Genomic DNA, 21,908 nt, shown 5'->3' with positions numbered 1-21,908 from the left:
GGAGTTTTCCACCATGCCCATCATCGTCGTCCTGCTGTTCCTGGGGATTATTGCGGCGCTTGTGTATGGTGGAATGCAGCTCTTTAGCCTGGTCAGTGCCAGTGCCGGAGTTATTGCCGCGATCTTGAGCCTGCTGATCGCAGCGGCCATTCTGGTGGCCCCCTTCATCGTATGGCGACGCCGTTATCTGGCCATTCACGGCAAAAAGCAGCAAGGCCAGCGCATTCTGGAGCTGGCCTTACCCGACGGTTCAATACGCCTGGATGCCCTGCAAAAACGCGGTCAGATTCAAACGGGGCAGGGAACACGAGCGTTTATTTTTGCGGATATAGACTCAGTCGAGCTGCAGGGCAGGGGATTGACGCTGACTTTGCGTAACCCAACGCAAAGTTGGGAAATCCAGCCTGCCCATACCGCAGAAGCCAAACGTTGGCGCAAAATCCTTAGCCTGGCAGCACGGCAGGATTTATAAGGCTCATCGTCAAAGCAAATCGACAATACGCCTAACCGAAGTAAAGCCTTGTCGGTAAAAAAGCACGTGCATCCTTATACCTGCTCACTCACCTGGTCAGACAAGGCCGGCTCATTCAGGCTGATCATGTGCTCATCCAAAGACTCCAGCGTCTCGACGACCGTACGCAGAACCTGAATACGGGCGGCTTTTTTGTCCTTGCTGGGCACAATATGCCAAGGTGCCATGTGAGTATCGGTCTGGGCGAACATTTCCTCCGCAGCGCGTTGATACGCCGTCCATTTCTCCCGATTACGCCAATCGTCTTCCGTAATCTTGTAATTCTTGAAGGGCGTTTCCTCGCGGGCCTTGAATCGTTTGAGCTGTTCGTCCTTATCAATATCCAGCCAGAACTTGATCACAGCCGTACCGTTGGCCAGCAACTGTGCCTCAAATTCGTTGATTTCCTCGTAAGAACGATGCCAGGCGGCACGGGAAATCAATTTTTCCACCCGCTCCACCAGCACACGACCATACCAGGATCGATCAAAAATCGAAATTTCCCCCAGACGCGGCAGTTTGCGCCAGAAACGCCATAGATAAGGGCGTGCCAGCTCCACAGCATTAGGAGCAGAAATAGGGTGGATATCGTAAGTACGGACGTCCAGGGCTTCGGTCAAACGGCGGATAGTGCCGCCTTTACCCGCTGCATCCCGCCCCTCAAACACCAGTACCAAAGAGTGCTTGCGGAAAGCTTTACTACGCACCGCGCAAGACAAACGGCCCTGCCAATGCAAAAGCTCGGCGTCGTAATCCTGCACAGATTCTTCAGGAGGAGGGGACTGAAGCGAAGCAGTCGGGACGTTCAAGCGAAACGGGAAGGCATGCGGCTCTTTCACCTGACGCGGGACAATAGGCTTGTCCATGGCCTGCAACACCACCTTGGCCAAAGACACATCACGCAGGTTCTTATCTGCGCTAGGGATAACAACCCAAGGGGCGTAATTTCGATGGGTCAGATTGATAGTTTGCGTCGCGGCATTGCGCAAGCGATTGAATTGCTTATGAACTTTCAGGTCAGCCTTGCTGACACGCCAGGCAGTACTAGGATCAGCCATCAAGGTAGCGCATCGATCCAGTTGAGCCTGCGCAGAAAGATGGAACCACAGCTTCAAAACCTGCACGCCTTGATAGGCCAACTGCGCTTCAAAACGATTGATCAGATGGGTATACAAAGCAATCTTGGCCGGATCCGGTGCTTTACGGCCCAGCTCTTTCATTAAAGGCGCATACCAGGACCCAAACACCAAACCCGTCTGACCACGAGCGGGCAAGCTATTCCAATAACGCCACATCAAAGGGCGCATGGCTTCTTCTTCACTTAACTTGCCAAACGCCAGAGTGTGCACATGGCGCGGATCCAGCCACGTGTTCAAGGTATTGATAGCAGAGCCTTTACCCACACCGTCCATACCTGCCACCACGATCAGCAGGGTTTGATCTGCCTTATCCAGACGTTCGTACTGCTTTGACAGCAAGGCTTCACGCAGGATTTCAATCTGCGCCTTGGCCAAGTCATCACTCAAGCTGGGATCGCGTTCGGCAAACTGTAGTACATGGCCCATGGTGCTTTGCTCCGATTTACATAGCTGCTCACTATAACCATGCAAGGGAACACTTAACTACCTTCAGAGCAAAAATAATCCGGAAGAAGAGAGAGGAGTGACAAGCGATAAGAACAGGTGCTTAAGGGAATGGGGCTAATGTCTATCGATTACTGACTTTACATAATATACATTATGCGATTTTTATAATTATCCAGAACATCGTATTTCAAGGCCCCAAACCTCGTTACCCACAATGGCTACTTGCCACCGCTCGCATCCAGGAATGTTCCAGTGATAAAGGACGCCTCAGAGCTGGCTAGCCATAAAATTGCACGCGCCACTTCCTCTGCTTGGCCACCACGGCCCATCGGGATGCTGTCCTTTAATCGGTCTACACGGTCTGGCTCGCCGCCACTGGCATGCATCTCGGTATAAATATGCCCAGGCCGAACGCAATTAACACGAATCCCTTCTCGGGCCACCTCTTTAGCGAAACCTGTTGTGAAAGTCTCCAAAGCTCCTTTCGAAGCGGCGTAATCCACGTATTCGTTCGGACTGCCAAGCTTGGCCGCTATCGAGGAAACATTGATGACAGAACCGCCTTTCCCACCATAGCGATAAGCCATGCGTTTGGCCGCCTGTTGCGCACAAAGCATGGGACCAATCGTGTTGACCGCAAAAGTGTGTTGTATACGCTCGAAGCTGAGATCTTCCAGACGAGACTGCTGAAACAACACGCCTGCGTTATTCACCAGGACGTCTATCCGCCCAAACCTTTGGTCGATCTGCTCAAACAGCCGGCTTATCTGCTCAGGGTCTGCGCAATCTGCCTTGACAGCAAGAGCTTGCCGACCTGCCACCTCTATTGCACTGCCCACCGCCAAGGCATCTGATTCGCGCGCAACATAGCTAAGGACAACGTTATAGCCCTGTTGTGCAGCCAGGAGCGCCGTTGCCGCTCCTATGCCACGACTCCCGCCGGTAATCAAAATAACTGGATAATCTGACGCCAAACCCATTAGCCTATCTCCAACGTACTGTTTGAAGGCATGATAAGGCGAAAAACCAGGTTGGACGTAAAACCGATGCGCATCGGCTCCGGCCCCCATCCGAAGGTATTGCGTATAAAGGTCGGAGCAATTCCGACCTGTCTGTCTCAAGGCGCCAGGGACAAAGCCTGTCTCGTATTCATGGGAGTATCGGGGTTTGTGATACCAAGCGCCGGATTCAGTACGGGATTACCGACCGGCAAATGACCCTTGAATTTAAAAGACTGCAAATTGGCTAAAGAGATAGCCAGCTTGGCGTTGATAAAGTTGAAGGGAACGATGATTTCCAGTTCCGTGCTCGTATGCGGCCCCCGATAGAGATACCCCTGTAATCCCAGCGTTTCAATCAGCGGTTTGCTCTCAGGGATTTGAACCCCTATGTCGCTCAATGCTTTCCTGACCAGCCTGGCTTTTTCTTTTTGTGGAACATTAGGATCCGCTATTTCGCTGCCAGTAATGTCAACGAACTGGGTTTTCCTGCCCTTGCCGTCAAAATTTTTAACGGTAGACGCTTCAATATAGATCAGGTTGATATAGGCATCGCCCGTACCGTTTCCAGGTAGAGAATCCGGCAGATAACCTTCCGCGGTAGCCCGGTCTTCGGCGATATAAAGCCCTGCCCAATCGTCTTTTTTCCCTTCGGGATAAGATTTTATGATTTCTCGGTGGTTCAGGCTCTTGGCAGTAATACCAGAGGATTTGTAGCCAAGAAATACGCATGTGGGCCCTGGCTGTATGGCAATACTCGTTATTTTCGCTTTAACGGCCATCTCAATATCTCCCTATCAAGGATATCCAATACAATATTAATGGCCCCCGATATTTATATTTTTTTTATTATTAATAAAATCAAATAAACACCACAGCAAAGATATATTAACCAGACAAAACCCGTCAACCAATCATGGCGACTAACTAAAATTATTTATTCCATATAATCAGCCAGTTAAGGAACTAACTTTAATCTATCAGCAAGCGTATTAATTTTACCCCTTCACTTCCAGAGAAAAAAATCTTTACAGATTTTTAATCCAGACTCATCTGCAAACAGAGCCGCTTTAGCAGCAAAAAAATGTGATCTGTATTCGATCAATGGAATCGCGTAGCGTTTATCAATAATGCTCTTGCTACATCCAATATTCGACAGAGGGCTTCCAAAAGCACAGAGCACAGAGCACAGAGCACAGAGCACAACATTCAGCCTATGCGGCTTTTTATAGTTATTTTTTGCACCGCGTCAGGGCTGATTACTCAAGAGAAAACCGTCTTACAGAGTTAGCTTGAAACCCTTGTGACTGGCCGTGAAACCCAGTTGCTCATAAAACCGATGAGCATCCGTTCTAGCCCTATCCGAGGTCAGCTGCACAATGCGGCATTGACGCTGACGGCATTGCTCGACCGCCCACTGAATCATCAAACGGCCCAATCCGCAGCCACGCGCCGAGCTGGCGATGCGTACGGACTCAATTTCCCCACGCCAGGCACCTTGATGCGACAAGCCGGGCATATAGCTGATCTGCAAGGTTCCGACCACAGCGCCATTCAGCTCTACAACGGCCAGATACTGGTTTGGATCCGCTTCTATCGCTGCAAAGGCATCCAGATAGGACTGCGCCAGGGGCAGACTGGTATCTTCACGCTCATGGCCCAAAATATCGTCGGCCAACATGGCCACGATCGCTTCCAGATCAGCTGCTACAGCACGACGAAAAACAGGGGTAGACGTCAATTCAAACTCCTCATCAAGAAATAGACGGAATGGACTTGAAATTATGCCTCCTGAAGCTGACCAATCCGTGACTAGCCCTTCATTACGGCTGCGTATTCTCTGTAATTGCTGGCTTATCAGGCGTTCTCTGTGCATCCAACCAAGCCAGCCAGGAAGCTTGCAGGCGCCATGCACTGGCAGCACCGGGAGCGTAGCCCATGATTTCCTCGATTTCTGGCAGAGAAAAACCACGCTCGATCAAACCTGCACCAAAGGTATTACGCAAACGCTGTGGCGTCATCAACAGATCCATCTGCTTGATTCCCCATTTGCTGACGATACGAGCCAGCGTGGCAGGATTCATCTGTGCCTGGGGACGCGCAGCGCTGATCTGACGGCTACCAGGAAAGACCCGGCTATCTTTTACCCAAGCGGAAGCATCTTCGGCTCCGCTAAAGATCAACCAGCTACGCAAAATGCCTTCGCACCAGACAGGCACAACAACGTCGCGTTTTGCCGCGCCAGCAAGCCTGAGCAGAAGAGTGCCATCCCGCCAAAGAGCTGTCTCCTCGTGATCTGAGTCGTCTGTTTCTGAAGACTCTGCAGTGCGTTTGGCTACGCCTACCGCGCAAGGGTGCAACTGCCCCAACTCCACCGGGCGCAAGCCTGTGCCCAGCATCACAGCCACAATCGTCATATCCCGATATTCACGCCAACGGGCAGCAATGGTCATATCACTGGTCAACTCCAGGACACGCAGGCGGGTATTCAAGGCTTTGATGGTGGCAGAGCATTGATCGACAGAAAGAAACTGGGTGGCCTGGTTGTCAGGCGCCTGACGCCAGCTTTCCTTGAAAGGATCATTGATGGCGGGGGCCAGTGCGGGGTTTTCCGAGCGGCCATCCTGGCGGCAGAGCTCTTCATAAGCACGGGCAATGACTTGTTGATAGCGCTCACGCTGCGGACGGCGCACTTCGTCCAGATTGCTCAAAAAGTCCCGTATATCCACAGGCTTGATCTGGGTGTACTGCTTTTTGTGATCTTGCAGCGCCTGCAAGAAGCGTCGCCACAAGGTGCGATAAACCCGCTGCGTGCTGGGCGCCATGGGCGGGCGTTGATGCTGCAACCACGTGTCAAACAAGGCCTCCGCCGAGATATCGGCGGCCTGCGAGCCCAAAATGGGCAGGTCAAACTGCCCTTCTTCTCTTGTAGACCGTTTTTTCATTGCCTATTTATCTTTTCCGTTAATTGCATTTTTATAATAAAACCTTACGGTGGATTGATGCAACTTCGTCTTATCAGACAATGGAATGTATTTTCTTCCATTTCCGCAGTCGGATCCGAGCATTCGCATAAGGTGAGGCCGTATTGAACTGAATCATGCGCCCTAGAGAATACTTCTTGTACCAAGGCGCTCCATACAGATCACCATCTGTACTTTGCTCGACCAAGGCAACAATACGAGCTTGCGCCTCCTCCAGGCGATTTAATAAGTCCGAGTACGACACATTGGCAAAGTCGGCATAGAACTTCTGTGCCAGACGCCCGAGCTCGTTCCATTTAAAACCGGTTTCAGGGAAATCTACCGGCAAACCTTTGGCCTTGGCCTGGCTCCACTTCAAAACCAGTTCGTTCCATCCGATCAAATAAGCGACCAGATCAGCCACACTCATTTGCGTCCCCTTGGTATGACCTTCCAGGTCTTTTTCACGAGCCCGCGTAATGGGAACAGTAGCCAGATCTGCAGCCAACTTTTGATAATTGCTGCAAATGGCCACTAATAAATCGTGTTTGTTTTGAGGCACAGCCATATGATTGCTCCTCTTGCTCAAGACCGAACCACACCGTACTGCCCCACCTTTTTCATGCAGCCGTGTGGCATCACTTAACGATAAAGGTTCTGATGAACCCAGCCCTTATTGGTCAGAATCATTCGTGCCTGTCCCTCGACTTCCTGGGCCGTCAACCCGCGCAGATCCTCGTAGGTATCCTGAACCGCGCTATCTTTGATCCAGCCCGCCGCATCGGCCAGATGATAGACATAACTCACCTGACTGACGGTAAACCCGCCTGCGCTGGCCGGTTCGGTAAAGTAGTTGATACGGTCCAGAACCAGGCGGCCCGTACAAAATGCATCATGCTCGCCCTGCGACTGTTCGGAGCTGGAGCGACGCAAATAGGTGTCTGCATTGGCATCCAGCTCGTAGCGCGGTGCCTCTTCCTTTCCTACCTGACGCAACAAACCTACCTTGGCCAAGGCAGCCAGACGAGCTCGATCTTCCACAATCAAGGGGGAATCGTGCTCGGCCTGATAGGGATACACACGTCCAGGCACTCCTACACACAAGCCGTCTCGCGTATCCAGATAGTTCTGGATTGCCGTGCTGAAATTTTCCTCATTGGCCTTTTTCGAGTCCTGGCATCCTGCCAACAAACCGGCTACCACGACGACCAACGCTGTTTTCCACATAGAGACTTCCTTGCTTGCGAGCTGAAAAAAAGAGTTTAGCCCGCCCCCACCCCACCCTGAAAGCCTTGTCACACGCTGCAAGAAAATAGTCATCTTGCAAGAGCGCACGACCAATACCCCTCAATATTGCATTACTGCATTGCAAAATCTGGTCTTTTACGATGCTTACAAACAGGTTAAAGTTTCTTGGCTTCGTAAATGAAAGGCATTATCAATGAGCATCACCCCTGTTCCAGTGAATCGCCAACGCTACACCCGAGTCGCACGCATCTTGCATTGGCTGATGGCACTGGCCCTGACCGCCCTGGTGACCGTGGGCTACACCATGAAAACCTTGCCCCTGTCCCCTCTGAAACTGCAAGTCTATTCCTGGCACAAATGGGCCGGTATTTCCCTGCTGGTACTGGTGATCCTGCGCCTGCTCTGGCGTTTGTTCAACCGCCCCCCTGCTCTACCTCCTGGCATGTCTGCTTTCAGCCGGGCTCTGGCCCACTGTGGTCATGCCGCGTTGTACCTGTTGATGATTGGTATTCCCCTGACAGGCTGGCTGATGAGTTCTGCCAAAGGCTTTCAGACAGTGTGGTTTGGCGTGATCCCCCTGCCCGATCTGGTTTCCAAAGATAAACCTTTGGGCGAGCTGCTGGTCCAAGTCCACATCTTTTTGAATTACGCCCTGATTGCCATGGTCAGCCTGCATGTTCTGGCGGCCTTGAAGCATCAGTTCATAGACCGTGACGGCTTGCTTGGCCGCATCACCTTTACTTTAGGCAAAGCCAAATCATGAAAAAATCTGTCTTCGTGTCCTTGCTGATCGGCTCTCTGGGCCTGGGCACCAGTCTGGCCGTCAACGCCAAGAACTACCAGGCTCTGGACACCCAAAATAGCGAAATCGGCTTTCAGTATTCCCAGATGGGTGTGAAGCTGGATGGTCAGTTCCGTAAATTTGAAGGCGAACTGAACTTCAACCCCGACGCCCTGGATCAGTCCAAGGTGGTCTTGAAGGTCGCCCTGGATAGCGTTGATACCGGCTCAGAAGAAGCCGATGATGAATTGCAAGACGTGCGCTGGTTCGATATTGACGCGCATCCCCAGGCCGTTTTCAGCTCCAGGAGTTTCCGCGCTGTCAGCGACCAGCAATATGAAGTGCAAGGCACGCTGCAGATCAAAGGCCGTGAGCAACCCGTCACTGTCATGGCGACCATGGCTCCCGAAGGCGACAAAGCCACTTTTAGCGGTGCCTTTGAAATCAAGCGTGGCGATTTTTCTATCGGTGAAGGCTCCTGGTCCAGCTACGACATCGTGGCCAACGAGATCACCGTCAACTTCAAGATTGATGCCAAGTAAGCAGACGCATCAGCGCCTCCTCTCTCTCCCTGCATAACAAGGATTACACCCTCATGATCAAGCCAGTGATTGCCCTGTCCGCCAGTTTCATGTTTGCTTTTGCTGCCCAGGCGGCTCCAGTCACCTATCAGGTTGAACCCAGCCACACCTTTGTGCACTTCAGCTACAAGCACCTGGGCCTGAGCACGCAAAGCCAGCGTTTTGACAAGGCACAAGGTACGGTTACACTGGACCAGGAAGCCAAGACCGGCAGCATCGACATGAAAGTCGACACCCGTTCGGTCAGCACCGGCTTTCCCCTGTTCAACGAACACATCCAGGGCAAGGATCACTTCGACACCGAGCAGTTCCCCGAAGCAACTTTTGTGTCCAAGGACATTCAGTTCGACGGTGACAAGCCTGTGTCCGCCAAGGGCGATCTGACCATCAAGGGCATTACCAAGCCCGTGACCATGACCATCGAGTCCTTCCTGACCATGCCCAAGCACCCCATGATGAACAAACCCGCCCTGGGCGCGGACGGCAAGATCGAGATCAAGCGTAGCGAGTTTGGCATGGCTGCCAACGTGCCTTACGTCGGTGATGAAGTCACTATCCGCATTGCGCTGGAAGCCATTGCCCAGTAATAGCGAAGCACTCGCTACTCAGGAAGTCTGTTTAAAGGATTTCCTGAACCACTTCCAGGGGACGCGCCAGACGCGTCCCTTTTTCTGTCACCACGATAGGACGGTTCAACAAAATAGGATTGGCTTCAATCGCTGCCAGCAAGTCCTCGTCGCTCAGATCGGGATTGCCCAGGTTCAGCTCGCTGTAAACAGCCTCTTTGCTGCGCATGGCCTCGCGTACCGTCAAGCCCGTTGCCGCAATCAGCGCTTTGAGTTCACTGCGTGACAAAGGTGTTTTCAGGTACTCGATGATCTCGGGTTCCAGACCTTTTTCACGCATCATGGCCAGGGCATTACGCGAAGTGCTGCAGCGCGGATTATGATAGATTTTGCTCATGACAGTCTTTGACTTCCTATAAACCGTATTCAGGCGAACAATAGTAGCCCAGCGCCGCCGGATACGTCATCTGGGTAGCTTGCTGCAGACAGGCCAGCGTCTTCACTTAGCCAGGAGAACACATGATCGACCTGTATTACTGGACCACTCCCAACGGACATAAAATCACGATGTTTCTGGAAGAGTCCGGTCTGCCATACACCATCCATCCCATCAATATTGGCCAAGGCGATCAATTCAAACCTGAATTCCTGCGTATCGCCCCCAATAACCGCATTCCCGCCATTGTTGACCAGGCTCCGCAAGACGGTGGCGAACCTATCTCCCTGTTCGAGTCCGGCGCCATCCTGCAATATCTGGCAGAAAAAACCGGCCAGTTCCTGTCGACCGATTTGCGAGTGCGTACCGAAACCTTGCAGTGGCTGTACTGGCAAATGGGTGGCCTGGGCCCCATGGCAGGCCAGAACCACCATTTCAATGTCTATGCACCCGTCAAAATCGAGTACGCGATCGACCGCTATGTGCGTGAGACTGGCCGTCTCTATGGCGTGCTGAACAAACATCTGGAGCAGCGCGACTTTATTGCTGGGGACTACTCCATTGCCGATATGGCCAGCTACCCCTGGATTGTCTCCCACCAGCGTCAAAACCAGAATCTGGACGACTTCCCACATCTGAAGCGTTGGTTTGAGCGTATTGGCGCGCGTCCCGCAACTGAGCGTGCCTATGCCTTGGTCGAACAGATCAACCCCGGCTCGCCCGTCCATGACGACAAGGCCCGTCAAATCCTCTTTGGCCAAGATTCTAAAACCATCCGATAGGACTACGATCCCATGACCTTACAGCGCCCCTATCAGCTGCTGCTTATTGGCCTGACAGCCATGGCTCTGTCTGCGTGTTCCAGCACGCCCAGCAATATCTCCCTGATTCCAACGCAAACCCAGGATCAGACTGAAAAAGATGGCGTTTTTACCCAGCCCTTGGACTACAAGCACGTCAAACCAGGCTGTACCGGTGAATGCCCGCGCCTGGAAGTGAAATCTCTGATTTTCCCCGGCAATGCCGAGCTGACCAAACTGGTCGATGAAAGCCTGGCTCATATGACGGTTATCTCTGACCGCCATCCTGGCTATCGCGGTTTGAAGGAATTCGAGAACTACTACTGGGCTACCGCCAATAATCGTGACGAAGTACATTTATCCGCCCGTACGCGCTACCGTAACCGGGATCTGACGGTCGTCGAGCTAAGTTCGGGCATCTACATGACGGGTGCGGCCCACGGCATTACAGCAACCCAGTTCATCAACTGGGACAATCGCCTGAAGACCGCTTTACCTCTGGACCGCATTATTGCCCCCGGCAAGATCAAGCCTTTCCAGGAACTGGTACGCCATGCGCACAACAACTGGGTTTCCAGCCTGAGTGAAGCGCGTGAAGACCGAGCCGGTTGGGACAGAATGTGGCCCTTCCAGCCCGCCCAGAACATTGCTCTGACCGATCAGGGCTTGCTGGTGAAGTACAACCCGTACGAGGTCGCCCCGTATTCCTTCGGTCAGCCAGAGCTACTGCTGCCCTACTCGGAACTGCGTGGCATTCTGCGTCCTGACTACCTGCCCGCCAATTAAGCGTTTGGGTCACCGTAAATAGACAGGCAGCGTATATCAGGCTGCCTGTTAATAAAAACAGTGTTTTTTTGTGCGCTACTCAAAGCCCGGAGCCTTTAGCCATACATGCTGGAGCCACGCCCGTCCTTAGCGTCCGATCATCCCCTCTTCCAAGCTCCCCTACCACCATGTCTGATAACTTGTTCCGCTTTCACGACCTGTTTGCTCAACTGGGTCTGCCCAACACCCCCGAGGCGATTGCCAGCTTTCTGGAAAAACACCGCCCTTTGCCTAATGACGTGCTGCTGGCTGACGCTCCCTTCTGGAACGAGTCTCAAGCCGAATTCATTCGGGAAAAACGACTCCAAGATTCCCCGGAATGGATCCAGATCATTGACCAGTTAAGCGAGGCCCTGCGTCAAACGACTGGCGTGGTGAACCTGTCCGGCCCTTGCCGCGTTCTGGCTTTATCAGGCAGCCTGCGCCAAAGCTCCTTCAACACCGCTTTGGCACACGCCGCTCAAGCCCTGGCTCCCCAAGGCATGGCGATTGAAGTCGCCACCCTACACGGCATCCCCCTGTATGACGGCGATGTTGAGAGCAAGGAAGGCATTCCAGAAGCCGTACTGGCCTTGAAAGAAAAGATCCTGAACGCCGATGCTCTCTTGCTGGTTACCCCGGAATACAACAATGGCGTACCCGGCGTATTCAAGAACGGGATCGACTGGCTGTCCCGCACGGACATGAAGGCCATCTTCTCGGGCCGTATTACCGGGCTGATTGGCGCTTCCATGGGGGGATTTGGCACGGTCTCCTCCCAGGCAGCCTGGTTACCTACGCTGAAAATGCTGGGCGTGTCCCTGTACAGCGGCGGCTCGTTGCTGGTGTCTCGTGCGCAGAATTCCTTTGATGCGGAAGGCAAACTGCAAGATGAGAATATCCAGAAAATGCTCAGCAACTACCTGCAAGGTTTCCAGACCTTTGTGCATGCCTCCCATATGGCCAAGGCGCAAGAAAAGGGCAATTAAGGGGCAATAGATAAAAAGGGTTTTGGTTTCCTGCCTGTAGAAATACTGAGTCACCACAGCTGCGAACGCAGTGCAGGACGTCAGTATCACTACAACCATTCCCGATTATTGCCGTAACAAAAAAGGAGCCCTCAAGGCTCCTTTTTACATCCTGCCCCCAGACTTAAGGCTGTACAGGCTTGTCGAAACGATCCAGGTCAAAATAGCGACTGGTACTGCTGGACGAAGCAGGTTTCGAACTGGAGCTGTCTTCTGCAGGAGCTGGCTCGGGCTCTACCGTCACCGTTTGCACCCGATTCAGATCAGGCTGCTCTACCCGCTCTGGCACACCATAAGTCTGTACCGCTCCACCGGAGTAAGTCCCCGCTGCGGCTGGTGCAGCGGCCGCTTTACGAGCGACAGCTTGATCCAGATAACTGGCCAATTGTTCATGATTGGCTGAACGCGCCCAGTCTGCCGGACTCAAACCTTGGGCATTTTGCATACTCGGATCCGCTCCGGCAGCCAATAGCACATCCACCACCGCCCGTTTGCCCGACAAAGCCGCCATCATCAAGGGGCTGGTTCCGTCTGGTGCAGGTGCATTCACAATCGCTTTCTGAGACAGCAGATAGCGCACCGTCTCTTCATGTCCTTTGGAAGCGGCATAGTGCAAAGGTGACCAGCCCACCCGATTCACCTGCCCCCCTCGTGCTTGCAGATCACGCAAACGAGCGGTCTCCCCCATCAGAGCCAGATACATCATGGGAGTTTCGCGGGCCTCGTTCTCGATGTTCACATTGGTTTGACGGTTAGCCAGTAAAGTGTCCACCACTTTCCACGACTTGTTGCGTATCGCCAGCATCAAGGAAGGATTGCCCTTGGAGTCCACGGCGTTGGGGTTCGCCCCCTTGATGAACTCCTGCTCGATGATGTTGGGTCGGTCATTTTCCAGCGCCAAATACCAATTTCGGCTTTCAAGCTCTGGTTCCTGCGCCGACACAGGGGCTGACAGCAGAAAGGCCAAAGGAAGCACCATGGAAAGGATGGTTTTATTGGGTATTTTTCTTTTAAAAATCATGCTATTAAATCCTTTTCATAAAGTGCTTTATCAGGTTATGAAAGTACAGATAGATGCCGCTGCAAGCGTTGCTCCTCTCTATCCAAGCGGGAAGCTTTTAACTACAAGCAGGTTTGAGAATGTTCAATAACCCACTGATTATTAACAAAAAATGAAAATTCTAACTGAATCTAAACCAAGCCTAAAAGGCAGGAAAAATCCAGTAAATTTCTATTTTTACTCTTGAAATCAAATAGTTAAATAATATTCTTAAAGTTTTAAATCACCTTTAAGCCGCCCTTGTGCAAGATCCTGAGTCTTGGCCCAAACAGTCACAAAAGCCTCATCAAAACCTCTAAACCAGATTAACTTAAATCTGTACCTTACTGAATAATTTGAAAAAATTCTCTGTACTAGCCTCTTCCACTTCCTTCACCGAGATCCCACGAAGCTCCGCAATCTTCTCGGCCACATGAATGACCAGGGAAGGATCATTGGTTTTGCCTCGATATGGCACAGGAGCCAAAAATGGCGAGTCCGTTTCGATCAACAAACGATCCAGCGGCACGCGTTGCGCCACATCCTGCAGTTGGGTAGCGTTCTTGAAGGTCACAATCCCGGAGAAGGAAATGTAGAAATTCAGATCCAAGGCCGCTTGTGCCACTTCCCAGGTTTCAGTGAAACAGTGCATCACGCCCCCGGCAATCTGCGCCTGCTCTTCGCGCATGATGGCAATGGTGTCTTCACTGGCCGAGCGAGTATGGATGATCAAGGGCAGGCCCGACTCGCGACTGGCACGGATGTGGGTGCGGAAACGCTCACGCTGCCAATCCAGGGGCTCTTGCAAGCGGTAATAGTCCAGACCCGTTTCGCCAATAGCCACCACTTTGGGATCTTGAGCATGTTTGATCAGCTCCTGGACGGTAGGCTCGGTGACTTTCTCATAATCCGGATGTACGCCAACCGAGGCAAACAAATGGCCGTGGGGACGCACCAGCTCCATCAAACCGGGCCAGTCGTCCATATCCACGCTGACCACCAGCGCACAGCCCACCTGGTTCTGGCGCATCTTGTCCAGGATGTCGTCCAGATTTTCAGCAAGTTCAGGGAAATTAAGATGGCAATGCGAATCAACAAACATGATTAGACGGTACTTTTTTAGACACGACGACATGCCTGGTGCAAACGGTCCAGGGCATGATGAATAAACAATTTAGCATTGAGAGGATGATTCCCCAGCCTCTTTTGCTGCACCAGCCACTTCAGGGCTTCCGTCACCGCTGTGGTGTTGGATTGGGCTGCCAAGGCATCAATACGCTTTTGCAGGGAAGGATAGTAACGCGCCGGTTGAGCAAAGCCACCCAGCTGAATATCGACAAACAAGCGTTGCCAATGATCAATCCACTCTTGGGCGGGCAGTTTTTCCAGCGTATCGGCCAAGGACAAATCCGCCTCACGACCTGCTTTCAATACCCCATCCATCCAAACGCTTAACCAATCTGGGCACGGTGCATTCATATCCTGGCTGGCGCTTAACGCTTTTAGTGGAGCACCACCCCAGGCAGCCAACCAGTCCGAGGCTTGATCCACCCCTTGTTGCTCCAGCCATTGCACCGATTGCAGAGCATCAGGTGCGGGCAAAGGCAAACGGCGGCAACGCGATACCAGTGTAGGCAACAGCCGATCTGGCGCATCGGCTACCAGCAGAAAAACTGTGCGGTCCGCAGGTTCTTCCAGCACCTTCAGCAAGGCATTGGCCGATACCAGATTCAGAGCCTGAGCCGGATAAAGCACCGCCACTCGCCACCCGCCTCTATGAGTGGCCGTATTGAACCAGTGCTGCAACTGGCGTAATTGCTCCACCCGGATTTCCCGGGAAGGATTTTTACGGGCAGCCGAGTCTTTGGCCAAGTCCCCTTCCTGGGTGTCTGGCCCCTGCTCTTCCAGCGCAACCGCATCCGGGCGCAGCAGGCGCAAGTCCGGGTGATTTCCCCCCCGCACCCACTGACAGGCCTGACAGTGGCCACAAGCCAGACCCTGCACCGGCTGGTCGCACAATAAACTGGCGGCGGCCGCACGGGCGAATCGCGTCTTGCCGATGCCCGGCAGACCGTGGATCAGCCAGGCATGGGCAAAACGCTCCTGATTGCCCAGCCAATTTTGGGCGGTCGCGATTTGCCAAGGTAGAAAAGTCAAACTATCAGACACCGTATTGCCTCAAGGTTGCACATCAAAAGGCCTGATTCACGCAGGAAAGACCAGGCAATCGCCCCCGCTTGAACAGCTCAGCGCACATTGTAATATGAACCGGTAAAATGCCTGCTCCACTACCAAGGATGATGAAGTGAGCTTATTGATCGGGCTGGCCGCCAAAGCGCGTTCAGGCAAAGATACCGTCGCCAATCTACTACTGGCACAAAACCCTTTATTGGCCGCTTATGCCCTGGCCGACCCCGTGAAAATGGGCTGTGAAGTGCTGTTTGGCCTAAGTCCAGCCCAAGCCTGGACAGACGACAGCCTGAAAGAAGTGCCTATTGCCCTTTGGCAGCGCTCCCCCAGACAGTGTTTCCAGCTACTGGGAACGGACTGGATGCGCCAGCGCGATCCCGATCATTGGCTACGCCGCGCCCAACATGTGCTGGAGTTTGGACCGGGCTCCCCCCTTGCCAGAAGCATTCAGAACTACTCGGTCTGGGCGCTGGCTCTGGCCGCGATTTACGGCATGGTGCCTGAGCACCTGGATGATGAGCGGGCGGATAATGTGGATGCCTTTTGGGGTTTGAGTCCGCGTCAGGCGGCCGAACATCTACGCAATCAGGTTCTGGCCAAATACCCGGATTACGAGCACCGTCGCCAAACCTTGCCCCTGTTCCTGCCCAGCCACCAGCTTCCTGATATGAGTCAGGCCCGTTGTCTGCTGATTAAAGACATTCGTTACGAAAACGAGGCCAATTTCATCCGTGAACATGGTGGGGAAATCTGGCATATCGAACGCCCTGGCAATCCAGTGATCAGCCAGCACTCTTCCGAATGGGGTGTAGAACGCGCCCCCCAGGACTATCTGATTCGCAATGACGCAGGCCTGGAAGAACTGGCCAGCAAGGTCCATGATTTGTGGACGGGCTTCACGCAACGGCACGGCTTGAAGCTTTGACTCCCTGGCCTTGGATAGCGCTCAGCCGTCCAAGTGTCACCAAACCGCCCCCAAAAACCATTCAGGCCCCTGATAGGGCCTGAATGGTTTAGCGTTTCAGAATATATTTGGCGACGGCCCGGTTATGTGCAGACAGATTCGTCGAGAACTCGCTGGTTCCATCGCCACGCGATACAAAATAATAGAAATCATGCTTTTCGGGATGCAAAGTCGCCATCAAGGAAGCCTTGCCAGGACTGGCTATCGGCGTGGGAGGCAATCCATTGCGCGTGTACGTGTTCCAGGGGGTATCCGTCGTCAAATCGCGCTTGCGAATACGGCCGTCATAGGCTGAACCCATGCCGTAAATAACAGTCGGGTCTGTCTGCAATGGCATGCCTACGCGCAAACGGTTCATGAACACCCCGGCTACACGCGCTCGATCCTGACTGTGGCCTGTCTCACGCTCCACGATGGAAGCCATGATCAAGGCCTCGTATGGCGTCTTCAAGGGCAAATCCGCATCCCGGTCCGCCCATAGCTGTTCCAGCAGTTCCTGCTGAGCCTGAAACCCGCGCCGCAGGATATCCACATCTGCCGTACCCGGTACAAAAACATAGGTATCGGGATAGAACAGACCTTCAGGATGTACAGCGTCCAAGCCAAAACGCTGCAGCAAGTCTGTATCACTGACATCACTCAAGGTTTGGCGAACCTGGGGATTGCTCGCCAACGTCTCGCGAATGCGTTGATAGGTCCAGCCTTCAGGAATGGTCAGGCGGGTTTGCAGCATATTGCCGCTGGACATGCGCTCCATCACCATCCATGGCGTATCACCACGCACGGCCTCGTAGGCCCCCGCTTGCAAGGAGGTATCCAGGCCAGAGAGACGCGCCATCCAGACAAAAGCATCTTCCTGGATATCGATCCCGGCCTGCTGCATGCTGCGTGCAATCGCACGGGGGCCAGAGCCTGCAGGCACCACATAGTCGATGCGTTCAGCACTCATCGTCACGGGCTGCTTCTTGGCCCAATACCAGGCGCCACCCGCTATCACACAGGCGACGACCACCAGAAGGCCCAACAGGGCAGAGAAGATCTTGACAGTTTTTTTCATGCGAGCGCTATTGTAATCAGAATAAGGCGGCATATTCCTGAATATGTGTCACAGTCAAACACAGAAACCGGGGCAGGCCCGCGCTACCGGATTGCGCTATCCAGCTCATGCCCTGATCCCAGCGGGGATATGCCCCTGAAACCGGCCTCACACACGGTATCATTGATGTTTAAATTTATTTTTTTCGCTCAGCCATGACCGGAATGCCAGCCCCCTCCTCTTTCGCCCTGCCTGATTTGTGCGTCCTCCAGTTTCAGGGAGCCGATGCCGTGTCCTTTCTCCATGCTCAAGTCAGCAATGACTTGGAGCATCTGGCAGCCGACCGCGCCTGCATCGCGGCCTATTGCACCGCCAAAGGTCGCAGTTTGGCGACCATGGTCTTGTGGCGTGAACAGGACGAGACCGTCTATGCCCTGGTGCGCCGTGACCTGAGCGAGGCCCTGATCAAGCGCCTGCGCATGTTCGTGCTGCGCAGCAAAGTGACGATCAGTCTGGCCGAGTTGCAGGTTTACGGTGTAGCGGATCAATCCGCTGCCCAAGCGGTCTGGAATTTGCAGCGCGATGGTGACGACACCTTCATCCAAGCCCCCGGCGAGCTGGGCGGCTTGAATCGCTACTGGCGGATTTCTCCCCAGCAGGATACGAACGCTCAGGCTTCTGAGGGTCGTTGGGAAACGGCGGATATTTTGGCGGGCTTGCCCTGGATCAGCGCCGACACGCAAGATCTGTTCATTCCCCAGACTCTGAACCTGGACCTGATCGACGGCATCAATTTCAAGAAAGGCTGCTATCCCGGCCAGGAAGTGGTGGCACGCAGCCACTATCGAGGCACGATCAAGCGCCGCATGATGGCCGCCCGCAGCGCCATTCTGGACACGGCACCAGCGGTGCAAGAAGCCGCCGATGTGTTCCTGGTCTCTCAAGGTGCAGAGCCGGTTGCGGCTGCGCGCATTATCAACCGCGCCTGGCAAGCCGAGCAGCAGCGTCTGTATGTCTTGATGGAAGTGGTACTGGCGGACCTGGGACAAGGCCAGTTTCAACTGGAGCAAGGACAGGCGCTGGAATTGCAGCCCCTGCCCTACGCTCTGCCAGAACTTAGCTCTTCTGACGGTACAAATTAAGAATGCTGGAGAAATCCAGCCCGGCATTCTGACCCTGTGCGGCATGCAAGGCGAACAGGTTACGTGCCAGTTCGCCTAAGGGTGTCGCACTGTTTTGGCTCACGGCCGCATCGGCCGCCAAACCCAGATCTTTCAGCATCAAACCTGTTGCAAACCCACCCTGATAATCACGCGAAGCCGGTACATCCGGCATCACGCCAGGCCAGGGGTTGTACAGTTCGGTCGCCCAGTTACGGCCAGAGCTGCGCGCCATGATGGACGATAGCACTGCCGGGTCCAGACCGTGAGCAACGCCCAGAGCCAGGGCCTCGGCGGTACCCGCCATCAAAATCCCCAAGAGCATATTGTTGCAAATCTTGGCAACCTGGCCCGCACCGGCTTTACCAGCATGAAAAATGTTCTTGCCCATGGCATCCAGGTAAGGACGCGCCTTTTCCAGCGCCGGATCCTCGCCCCCGACCATAAAGGTCAAGGTGCCGGCCATTGCGCCACCAGTACCACCGGAAACAGGCGCATCCAGCATCAACAGACCCAGCTTGGCCGCCTTGGCCGCCAGATCCTGGCTGGTTTGCGCATCAATCGTGCTGCAATCGACCAGCACTGTGCCGGGGGCCACGGCCTGCAACAAGCCGTTCTCGCCCTCGTAAACCTGACGAACGTGGCGGCCAGCAGGCAGCATGGTAAAGACCATCTGCGCGTCTTTGGCGATCTGCACCGCCGACTCGCCCACTTGCGCCCCCGCTGCCTGCAGCTCCTTCATGGCCTCTGCATTCAGGTCAAAGACCTTCAGGCTATGGCCGGCTTTGAGCAGATTCAGCGCCATGGGTTTGCCCATATGGCCCAGCCCGATAAATGCAATCGTGTTACTCATTTTGTCTCCTCGTCATTATGAAAACGGCGCCGTCAGGCGCCGCAGCGGTCTGCCTGGATCACAGGTCAGCCAAGGGATGAGTCGTTTCTGCAGGCCAGGCGGGAACAAAAAAGCGTTCCACCCAGCGGGCATCAGCCTGTTCCAGCGAGGCCGGATTCCAGCGTGGCTGTTTGTCTTTATCAATCAGCAGTGCACGTATGCCTTCCTGGAAGTCACCCTGTACGCCACACTGCAGCGACACAATGTATTCCAGGCGGAAGACATCAGCCAAAGACAGGTGGTGGACACGCTCCAGCAGTTCAAAGGACAAACGAGCCGAACCTGGAGCACCTTTGGCGAAGGTCTGTGCGGCACGGGACAGCCAGGGGTCGGCACTGTCCTGCCACTGCTGCAAAGCCTGTGTAATGCGTTCAAACTCGCGACTGGCGCAGACATCACGCAGCATGGCGTAATTTTGCTCCAACGGGCCGGTATCGGGGCGAGCGCCCTCTGCCAGACCACGCAGGACCTGATGCACGCTGCTATCACGAGCGTCACGTTCATCAGACCAGTTCGTGGCTTGCAAGGCCTTGAGCAAGGCATCGAAATGCACCCGTGGCAAGTAGGCATCGGCCAAGCCCAGGAACAAGCAATCCGAGGCGTTGATTTGCGCGCCGCTCAGTGCCAGGAAATGGCCGATACCCGCAGGCAGATGTGACAACATCCAGGTGCCACCCACATCGGGGAACAGGCCAATGGAGATCTCGGGCATGGCAAAACGCGTGGTATCGGTCACCACACGATGGCTAGCACCGTTGAACAAGCCCACGCCCCCACCCATTACAATCCCGTCACCCCAGCACAGGATAGGTTTTGGGAAGGTGTGGATCAGATAATCCAGGCGGTATTCCACATCGAAGAATTCGCGGGCGTACTCGTTATCCCAGGCCGAACCACCCTGGTTCTTTTGCATGGAGGCATACAGCGAATGCAGATCGCCCCCGGCACACAGGGCCTTTTCGCCGGCACCATGCAACACGATCATGGCAATACTGGAATCCTGCGCCCATTCCTGAAACTGCTTGAACAGCAGCTGGCACATCTCCAAATTCAGCCCATTCAGGGCTTGCGGGCGGTTCAGCGTAGCAACACCAATCGCCTTTCCGTTCTGGCCGGGCAGGCGATCAAACAAAACAGAATCCGTCATCGAATATCAGCTCCAAGATCTATGATTTGTCGTGCAATGATGACACGCATGATCTCGTTTGTGCCTTCCAGAATCTGGTGCACCCGAGTATCGCGCACCAGTCGCTCAACAGGATAATCCTTCAGGTAACCATAACCGCCAAAGAGCTGTTGTGCATCCACGCAGGCCTGAAAACCCAGATCCGTGGCCATACGCTTTGCCATGGCGCAGTAGGTGCTGGCCTGACTGCTACCGGCGTCCAGGTGCGAAGCGGCCAGGCGCACCATTTGGCGGGCGGCAACCACGCTGGTCAGAATATCGGACAACTTGAATTGCAGAGCCTGGAACTGGTCCAGATGCTTGCCGAACTGGCGGCGCTCCTGCATATATTGACGGGCAGCATCATAAGCACCCTGGGCGGCTCCTACCGAGCAGCAGGCAATATTGATGCGCCCACCGTCCAGGCCCTTCATGGCCAGTTTGAAGCCCTCGCCCTCCTGGCCCAGCATGGCCGAGGCAGGAACGCGTACGCGCTCAAAGGTAATGCCCCGTGTGGACTGACTATTCCAGCCCATCTTCAATTCTTTACGACCGTAAGTGATACCGGCGGCATCGGCAGGTACGGCAAAAGCGGAAATCCCCTTTGCGCCATCCCCTCCGGTACGAGCCATAACCACCAACAAGTCCGTGTCTCCGGCACCGGAAATAAAGGCTTTGCTACCGCTGATCAGATAGTCGTCGCCATCACGCTCGGCACGTGTCCGCAGCGAGGCGGCATCCGAGCCTGCGCCCGGTTCGGTCAAACAGTAAGAGCCTAGTTTCTGGCCACTGCTCAGCAGCTCGCCCCATTGGGATTTGACTTCGTCCGTACCCCAGGTGCCGACCATCCAGGTAACCATATTGTGGATAGTCAGAAATGCGGTGGTCGAGGGATCAACTGCCGCCATTTCTTCGAACACCAGGCTGGACTCCAGACGCCCCAGGCCCAGGCCGCCGATGGATTCCGGGGCATACAAGCCGCAAAAACCCAACTCGCCGGCTTTACGGAACGCCTCGATCGGGAAAATCTGTTCCTCATCCCAACGTGCCGCATGCGGTGCCAGTTCCCCTTGTGCAAACTCGCGAGCCGCTTGCGCAAAAGCGTTCTGATCGTCTGTCAGTATCATGTCTGTCTCCTTATTTTTACCCACCATAATGCG

General features: G+C 54.1%; 24 protein-coding genes. 9 read left to right on the top strand and 15 right to left on the bottom strand.

All coding sequences use genetic code 11. From position 1 onward, the window contains the following. Positions 1–13: 13 nt before the first annotated feature. Positions 14–472: a hypothetical protein gene (locus tag ACU6HM_RS04265; protein WP_035271590.1), complete on the top strand. Its 459-nt coding sequence runs from the start codon at positions 14–16 to the stop codon at positions 470–472. A gap of 74 nt (positions 473–546) precedes the next feature. Here ACU6HM_RS04265 and pap read toward each other — a convergent pair whose 3' ends face one another. The 7 genes from pap to ACU6HM_RS04230 form a co-directional block, all read right to left on the bottom strand. After that, complete coding sequence (pap, locus tag ACU6HM_RS04260; RefSeq protein ID WP_250755704.1) at positions 547–2,076, bottom strand: polyphosphate:AMP phosphotransferase; 1,530 nt, start codon at positions 2,074–2,076, stop codon at positions 547–549. Positions 2,077–2,315: 239 nt separating this feature from the next. Further along, positions 2,316–3,077 carry a glucose 1-dehydrogenase gene (locus ACU6HM_RS04255; protein ID WP_009454084.1) on the bottom strand — a complete coding sequence of 254 codons (762 nt, stop codon included), beginning with the start codon at positions 3,075–3,077 and terminating at the stop codon, positions 2,316–2,318. 137 nt (positions 3,078–3,214) lie between these two features. Continuing rightward, positions 3,215–3,877, bottom strand: coding sequence for a hypothetical protein (locus tag ACU6HM_RS04250; protein WP_009454085.1), 663 nt, complete (start codon positions 3,875–3,877; stop codon positions 3,215–3,217). A 497-nt stretch (positions 3,878–4,374) separates the two neighbouring features. Beyond that, positions 4,375–4,836 carry a GNAT family N-acetyltransferase gene (locus tag ACU6HM_RS04245; RefSeq protein ID WP_009454086.1) on the bottom strand — a complete coding sequence of 154 codons (462 nt, stop codon included), beginning with the start codon at positions 4,834–4,836 and terminating at the stop codon, positions 4,375–4,377. Between the two features lie 82 nt (positions 4,837–4,918). Then, positions 4,919–6,040: a site-specific integrase gene (locus ACU6HM_RS04240; protein WP_009454087.1), complete on the bottom strand. Its 1,122-nt coding sequence runs from the start codon at positions 6,038–6,040 to the stop codon at positions 4,919–4,921. Between the two features lie 73 nt (positions 6,041–6,113). Next, complete coding sequence (locus ACU6HM_RS04235) at positions 6,114–6,626, bottom strand: ClbS/DfsB family four-helix bundle protein (protein WP_009454089.1); 513 nt, start codon at positions 6,624–6,626, stop codon at positions 6,114–6,116. A gap of 74 nt (positions 6,627–6,700) precedes the next feature. Next, positions 6,701–7,285, bottom strand: coding sequence for a hypothetical protein (locus ACU6HM_RS04230; protein ID WP_446763369.1), 585 nt, complete (start codon positions 7,283–7,285; stop codon positions 6,701–6,703). 214 nt (positions 7,286–7,499) lie between these two features. Between ACU6HM_RS04230 and ACU6HM_RS04225 the strand changes: the two genes are divergently transcribed. From ACU6HM_RS04225 to ACU6HM_RS04215, 3 genes are read left to right on the top strand one after another with little or no spacing between them, the layout of a single operon-like run. Then, positions 7,500–8,069 (top strand): cytochrome b, encoded by a 570-nt coding sequence (locus ACU6HM_RS04225; RefSeq protein ID WP_060185093.1) that lies wholly within the window; start codon positions 7,500–7,502, stop codon positions 8,067–8,069. Beyond that, positions 8,066–8,629 (top strand): YceI family protein, encoded by a 564-nt coding sequence (locus ACU6HM_RS04220; protein WP_137430338.1) that lies wholly within the window; start codon positions 8,066–8,068, stop codon positions 8,627–8,629. The genes ACU6HM_RS04225 and ACU6HM_RS04220 overlap by 4 nt, the downstream gene beginning before the upstream one ends. A gap of 53 nt (positions 8,630–8,682) precedes the next feature. After that, on the top strand, positions 8,683–9,255 hold the full coding sequence (locus ACU6HM_RS04215) for a YceI family protein (protein ID WP_250755711.1): 573 nt from the start codon (positions 8,683–8,685) through the stop codon (positions 9,253–9,255). Between the two features lie 31 nt (positions 9,256–9,286). Here the strand turns inward: ACU6HM_RS04215 and arsC are convergent, their stop codons facing one another. After that, positions 9,287–9,631 carry an arsenate reductase (glutaredoxin) gene (arsC, locus tag ACU6HM_RS04210; RefSeq protein ID WP_153230219.1) on the bottom strand — a complete coding sequence of 115 codons (345 nt, stop codon included), beginning with the start codon at positions 9,629–9,631 and terminating at the stop codon, positions 9,287–9,289. Positions 9,632–9,753: 122 nt separating this feature from the next. Between arsC and ACU6HM_RS04205 the strand changes: the two genes are divergently transcribed. From ACU6HM_RS04205 to ACU6HM_RS04195, 3 genes are all read left to right on the top strand, one after another. Continuing rightward, on the top strand, positions 9,754–10,452 hold the full coding sequence (locus tag ACU6HM_RS04205) for a glutathione binding-like protein (RefSeq protein WP_009454096.1): 699 nt from the start codon (positions 9,754–9,756) through the stop codon (positions 10,450–10,452). A 12-nt stretch (positions 10,453–10,464) separates the two neighbouring features. After that, positions 10,465–11,256 (top strand): RsiV family protein, encoded by a 792-nt coding sequence (locus ACU6HM_RS04200; protein ID WP_009454108.1) that lies wholly within the window; start codon positions 10,465–10,467, stop codon positions 11,254–11,256. A gap of 167 nt (positions 11,257–11,423) precedes the next feature. Beyond that, entirely contained in the window at positions 11,424–12,263 is an 840-nt protein-coding gene (locus tag ACU6HM_RS04195; protein ID WP_446763368.1) for a DUF2789 family protein, read from the top strand. Positions 12,264–12,426: 163 nt separating this feature from the next. On the opposite strand, the gene ACU6HM_RS04190 is transcribed toward ACU6HM_RS04195, so the two are convergent. The 3 genes from ACU6HM_RS04190 to holB all read right to left on the bottom strand — a co-directional run bounded on the left by ACU6HM_RS04190 (position 12,427) and on the right by holB (position 15,510). Next, complete coding sequence (locus tag ACU6HM_RS04190) at positions 12,427–13,323, bottom strand: ankyrin repeat domain-containing protein (RefSeq protein WP_446763367.1); 897 nt, start codon at positions 13,321–13,323, stop codon at positions 12,427–12,429. A 349-nt stretch (positions 13,324–13,672) separates the two neighbouring features. Next, positions 13,673–14,443: a TatD family hydrolase gene (locus ACU6HM_RS04185; protein WP_446763366.1), complete on the bottom strand. Its 771-nt coding sequence runs from the start codon at positions 14,441–14,443 to the stop codon at positions 13,673–13,675. 17 nt (positions 14,444–14,460) lie between these two features. Continuing rightward, positions 14,461–15,510, bottom strand: a complete 1,050-nt coding sequence (gene holB, locus ACU6HM_RS04180) for a DNA polymerase III subunit delta' (protein WP_446763365.1) — start codon at positions 15,508–15,510, stop codon at positions 14,461–14,463. 136 nt (positions 15,511–15,646) lie between these two features. Here holB and ACU6HM_RS04175 point away from each other — a divergent pair, with 136 nt between their 5' ends. Continuing rightward, positions 15,647–16,456, top strand: coding sequence for a deoxynucleotide monophosphate kinase family protein (locus tag ACU6HM_RS04175; RefSeq protein WP_446763364.1), 810 nt, complete (start codon positions 15,647–15,649; stop codon positions 16,454–16,456). Positions 16,457–16,544: 88 nt separating this feature from the next. Here the strand turns inward: ACU6HM_RS04175 and mltG are convergent, their stop codons facing one another. Continuing rightward, positions 16,545–17,552 carry an endolytic transglycosylase MltG gene (gene mltG, locus ACU6HM_RS04170; protein ID WP_446763363.1) on the bottom strand — a complete coding sequence of 336 codons (1,008 nt, stop codon included), beginning with the start codon at positions 17,550–17,552 and terminating at the stop codon, positions 16,545–16,547. Between the two features lie 269 nt (positions 17,553–17,821). Between mltG and ygfZ the strand changes: the two genes are divergently transcribed. Then, positions 17,822–18,673, top strand: a complete 852-nt coding sequence (ygfZ, locus tag ACU6HM_RS04165; protein ID WP_446763362.1) for a CAF17-like 4Fe-4S cluster assembly/insertion protein YgfZ — start codon at positions 17,822–17,824, stop codon at positions 18,671–18,673. Here ygfZ and mmsB read toward each other — a convergent pair. From mmsB to ACU6HM_RS04150, 3 genes are read right to left on the bottom strand one after another with little or no spacing between them, the layout of a single operon-like run. Further along, on the bottom strand, positions 18,648–19,544 hold the full coding sequence (gene mmsB, locus ACU6HM_RS04160; protein ID WP_035271705.1) for a 3-hydroxyisobutyrate dehydrogenase: 897 nt from the start codon (positions 19,542–19,544) through the stop codon (positions 18,648–18,650). The genes ygfZ and mmsB overlap by 26 nt on opposite strands. Before the next feature lie 58 nt (positions 19,545–19,602). Beyond that, a complete protein-coding gene (locus tag ACU6HM_RS04155; RefSeq protein ID WP_035271706.1) occupies positions 19,603–20,730 on the bottom strand; it encodes an enoyl-CoA hydratase/isomerase family protein in 1,128 nt (375 codons plus the stop codon). Beyond that, entirely contained in the window at positions 20,727–21,875 is a 1,149-nt protein-coding gene (locus ACU6HM_RS04150) for an acyl-CoA dehydrogenase family protein (protein WP_021446562.1), read from the bottom strand. Before ACU6HM_RS04150 ends, ACU6HM_RS04155 begins: the two co-directional genes overlap by 4 nt. Positions 21,876–21,908 lie beyond the last annotated feature (33 nt).

The sequence above is a fragment of the Alcaligenes sp. RM2 genome, from assembly GCF_052931795.1.
The sequence above is the reverse complement of the archived record's forward strand: the minus strand, read 5'-3'. Positions and strand labels throughout refer to the sequence as shown.

Bases quoted from the DNA above. Each gene is read 5' to 3' on its own strand.
- mmsB (WP_035271705.1), bottom strand. From the start codon at position 19,544: ATGAGTAACACGATTGCATTTATCGGGCTGGGCCATATGGGCAAACCC.
- ACU6HM_RS04155 (WP_035271706.1), bottom strand. From the start codon at position 20,730: ATGACGGATTCTGTTTTGTTTGATCGCCTGCCCGGCCAGAACGGAAAG.
- ACU6HM_RS04235 (WP_009454089.1), bottom strand. From the start codon at position 6,626: ATGGCTGTGCCTCAAAACAAACACGATTTATTAGTGGCCATTTGCAGC.
- ACU6HM_RS04220 (WP_137430338.1), top strand. From the start codon at position 8,066: ATGAAAAAATCTGTCTTCGTGTCCTTGCTGATCGGCTCTCTGGGCCTG.
- pap (WP_250755704.1), bottom strand. From the start codon at position 2,076: ATGGGCCATGTACTACAGTTTGCCGAACGCGATCCCAGCTTGAGTGAT.
- ACU6HM_RS04195 (WP_446763368.1), top strand. From the start codon at position 11,424: ATGTCTGATAACTTGTTCCGCTTTCACGACCTGTTTGCTCAACTGGGT.
- ACU6HM_RS04225 (WP_060185093.1), top strand. From the start codon at position 7,500: ATGAGCATCACCCCTGTTCCAGTGAATCGCCAACGCTACACCCGAGTC.
- ACU6HM_RS04185 (WP_446763366.1), bottom strand. From the start codon at position 14,443: ATGTTTGTTGATTCGCATTGCCATCTTAATTTCCCTGAACTTGCTGAA.
- ACU6HM_RS04230 (WP_446763369.1), bottom strand. From the start codon at position 7,285: ATGTGGAAAACAGCGTTGGTCGTCGTGGTAGCCGGTTTGTTGGCAGGA.
- ACU6HM_RS04255 (WP_009454084.1), bottom strand. From the start codon at position 3,077: ATGGGTTTGGCGTCAGATTATCCAGTTATTTTGATTACCGGCGGGAGT.
- ACU6HM_RS04240 (WP_009454087.1), bottom strand. From the start codon at position 6,040: ATGAAAAAACGGTCTACAAGAGAAGAAGGGCAGTTTGACCTGCCCATT.
- ACU6HM_RS04150 (WP_021446562.1), bottom strand. From the start codon at position 21,875: ATGATACTGACAGACGATCAGAACGCTTTTGCGCAAGCGGCTCGCGAG.
- ACU6HM_RS04200 (WP_009454108.1), top strand. From the start codon at position 10,465: ATGACCTTACAGCGCCCCTATCAGCTGCTGCTTATTGGCCTGACAGCC.
- ACU6HM_RS04205 (WP_009454096.1), top strand. From the start codon at position 9,754: ATGATCGACCTGTATTACTGGACCACTCCCAACGGACATAAAATCACG.
- mltG (WP_446763363.1), bottom strand. From the start codon at position 17,552: ATGAAAAAAACTGTCAAGATCTTCTCTGCCCTGTTGGGCCTTCTGGTG.
- ACU6HM_RS04190 (WP_446763367.1), bottom strand. From the start codon at position 13,323: ATGATTTTTAAAAGAAAAATACCCAATAAAACCATCCTTTCCATGGTG.
- ACU6HM_RS04215 (WP_250755711.1), top strand. From the start codon at position 8,683: ATGATCAAGCCAGTGATTGCCCTGTCCGCCAGTTTCATGTTTGCTTTT.
- ACU6HM_RS04265 (WP_035271590.1), top strand. From the start codon at position 14: ATGCCCATCATCGTCGTCCTGCTGTTCCTGGGGATTATTGCGGCGCTT.
- arsC (WP_153230219.1), bottom strand. From the start codon at position 9,631: ATGAGCAAAATCTATCATAATCCGCGCTGCAGCACTTCGCGTAATGCC.
- ACU6HM_RS04250 (WP_009454085.1), bottom strand. From the start codon at position 3,877: ATGGCCGTTAAAGCGAAAATAACGAGTATTGCCATACAGCCAGGGCCC.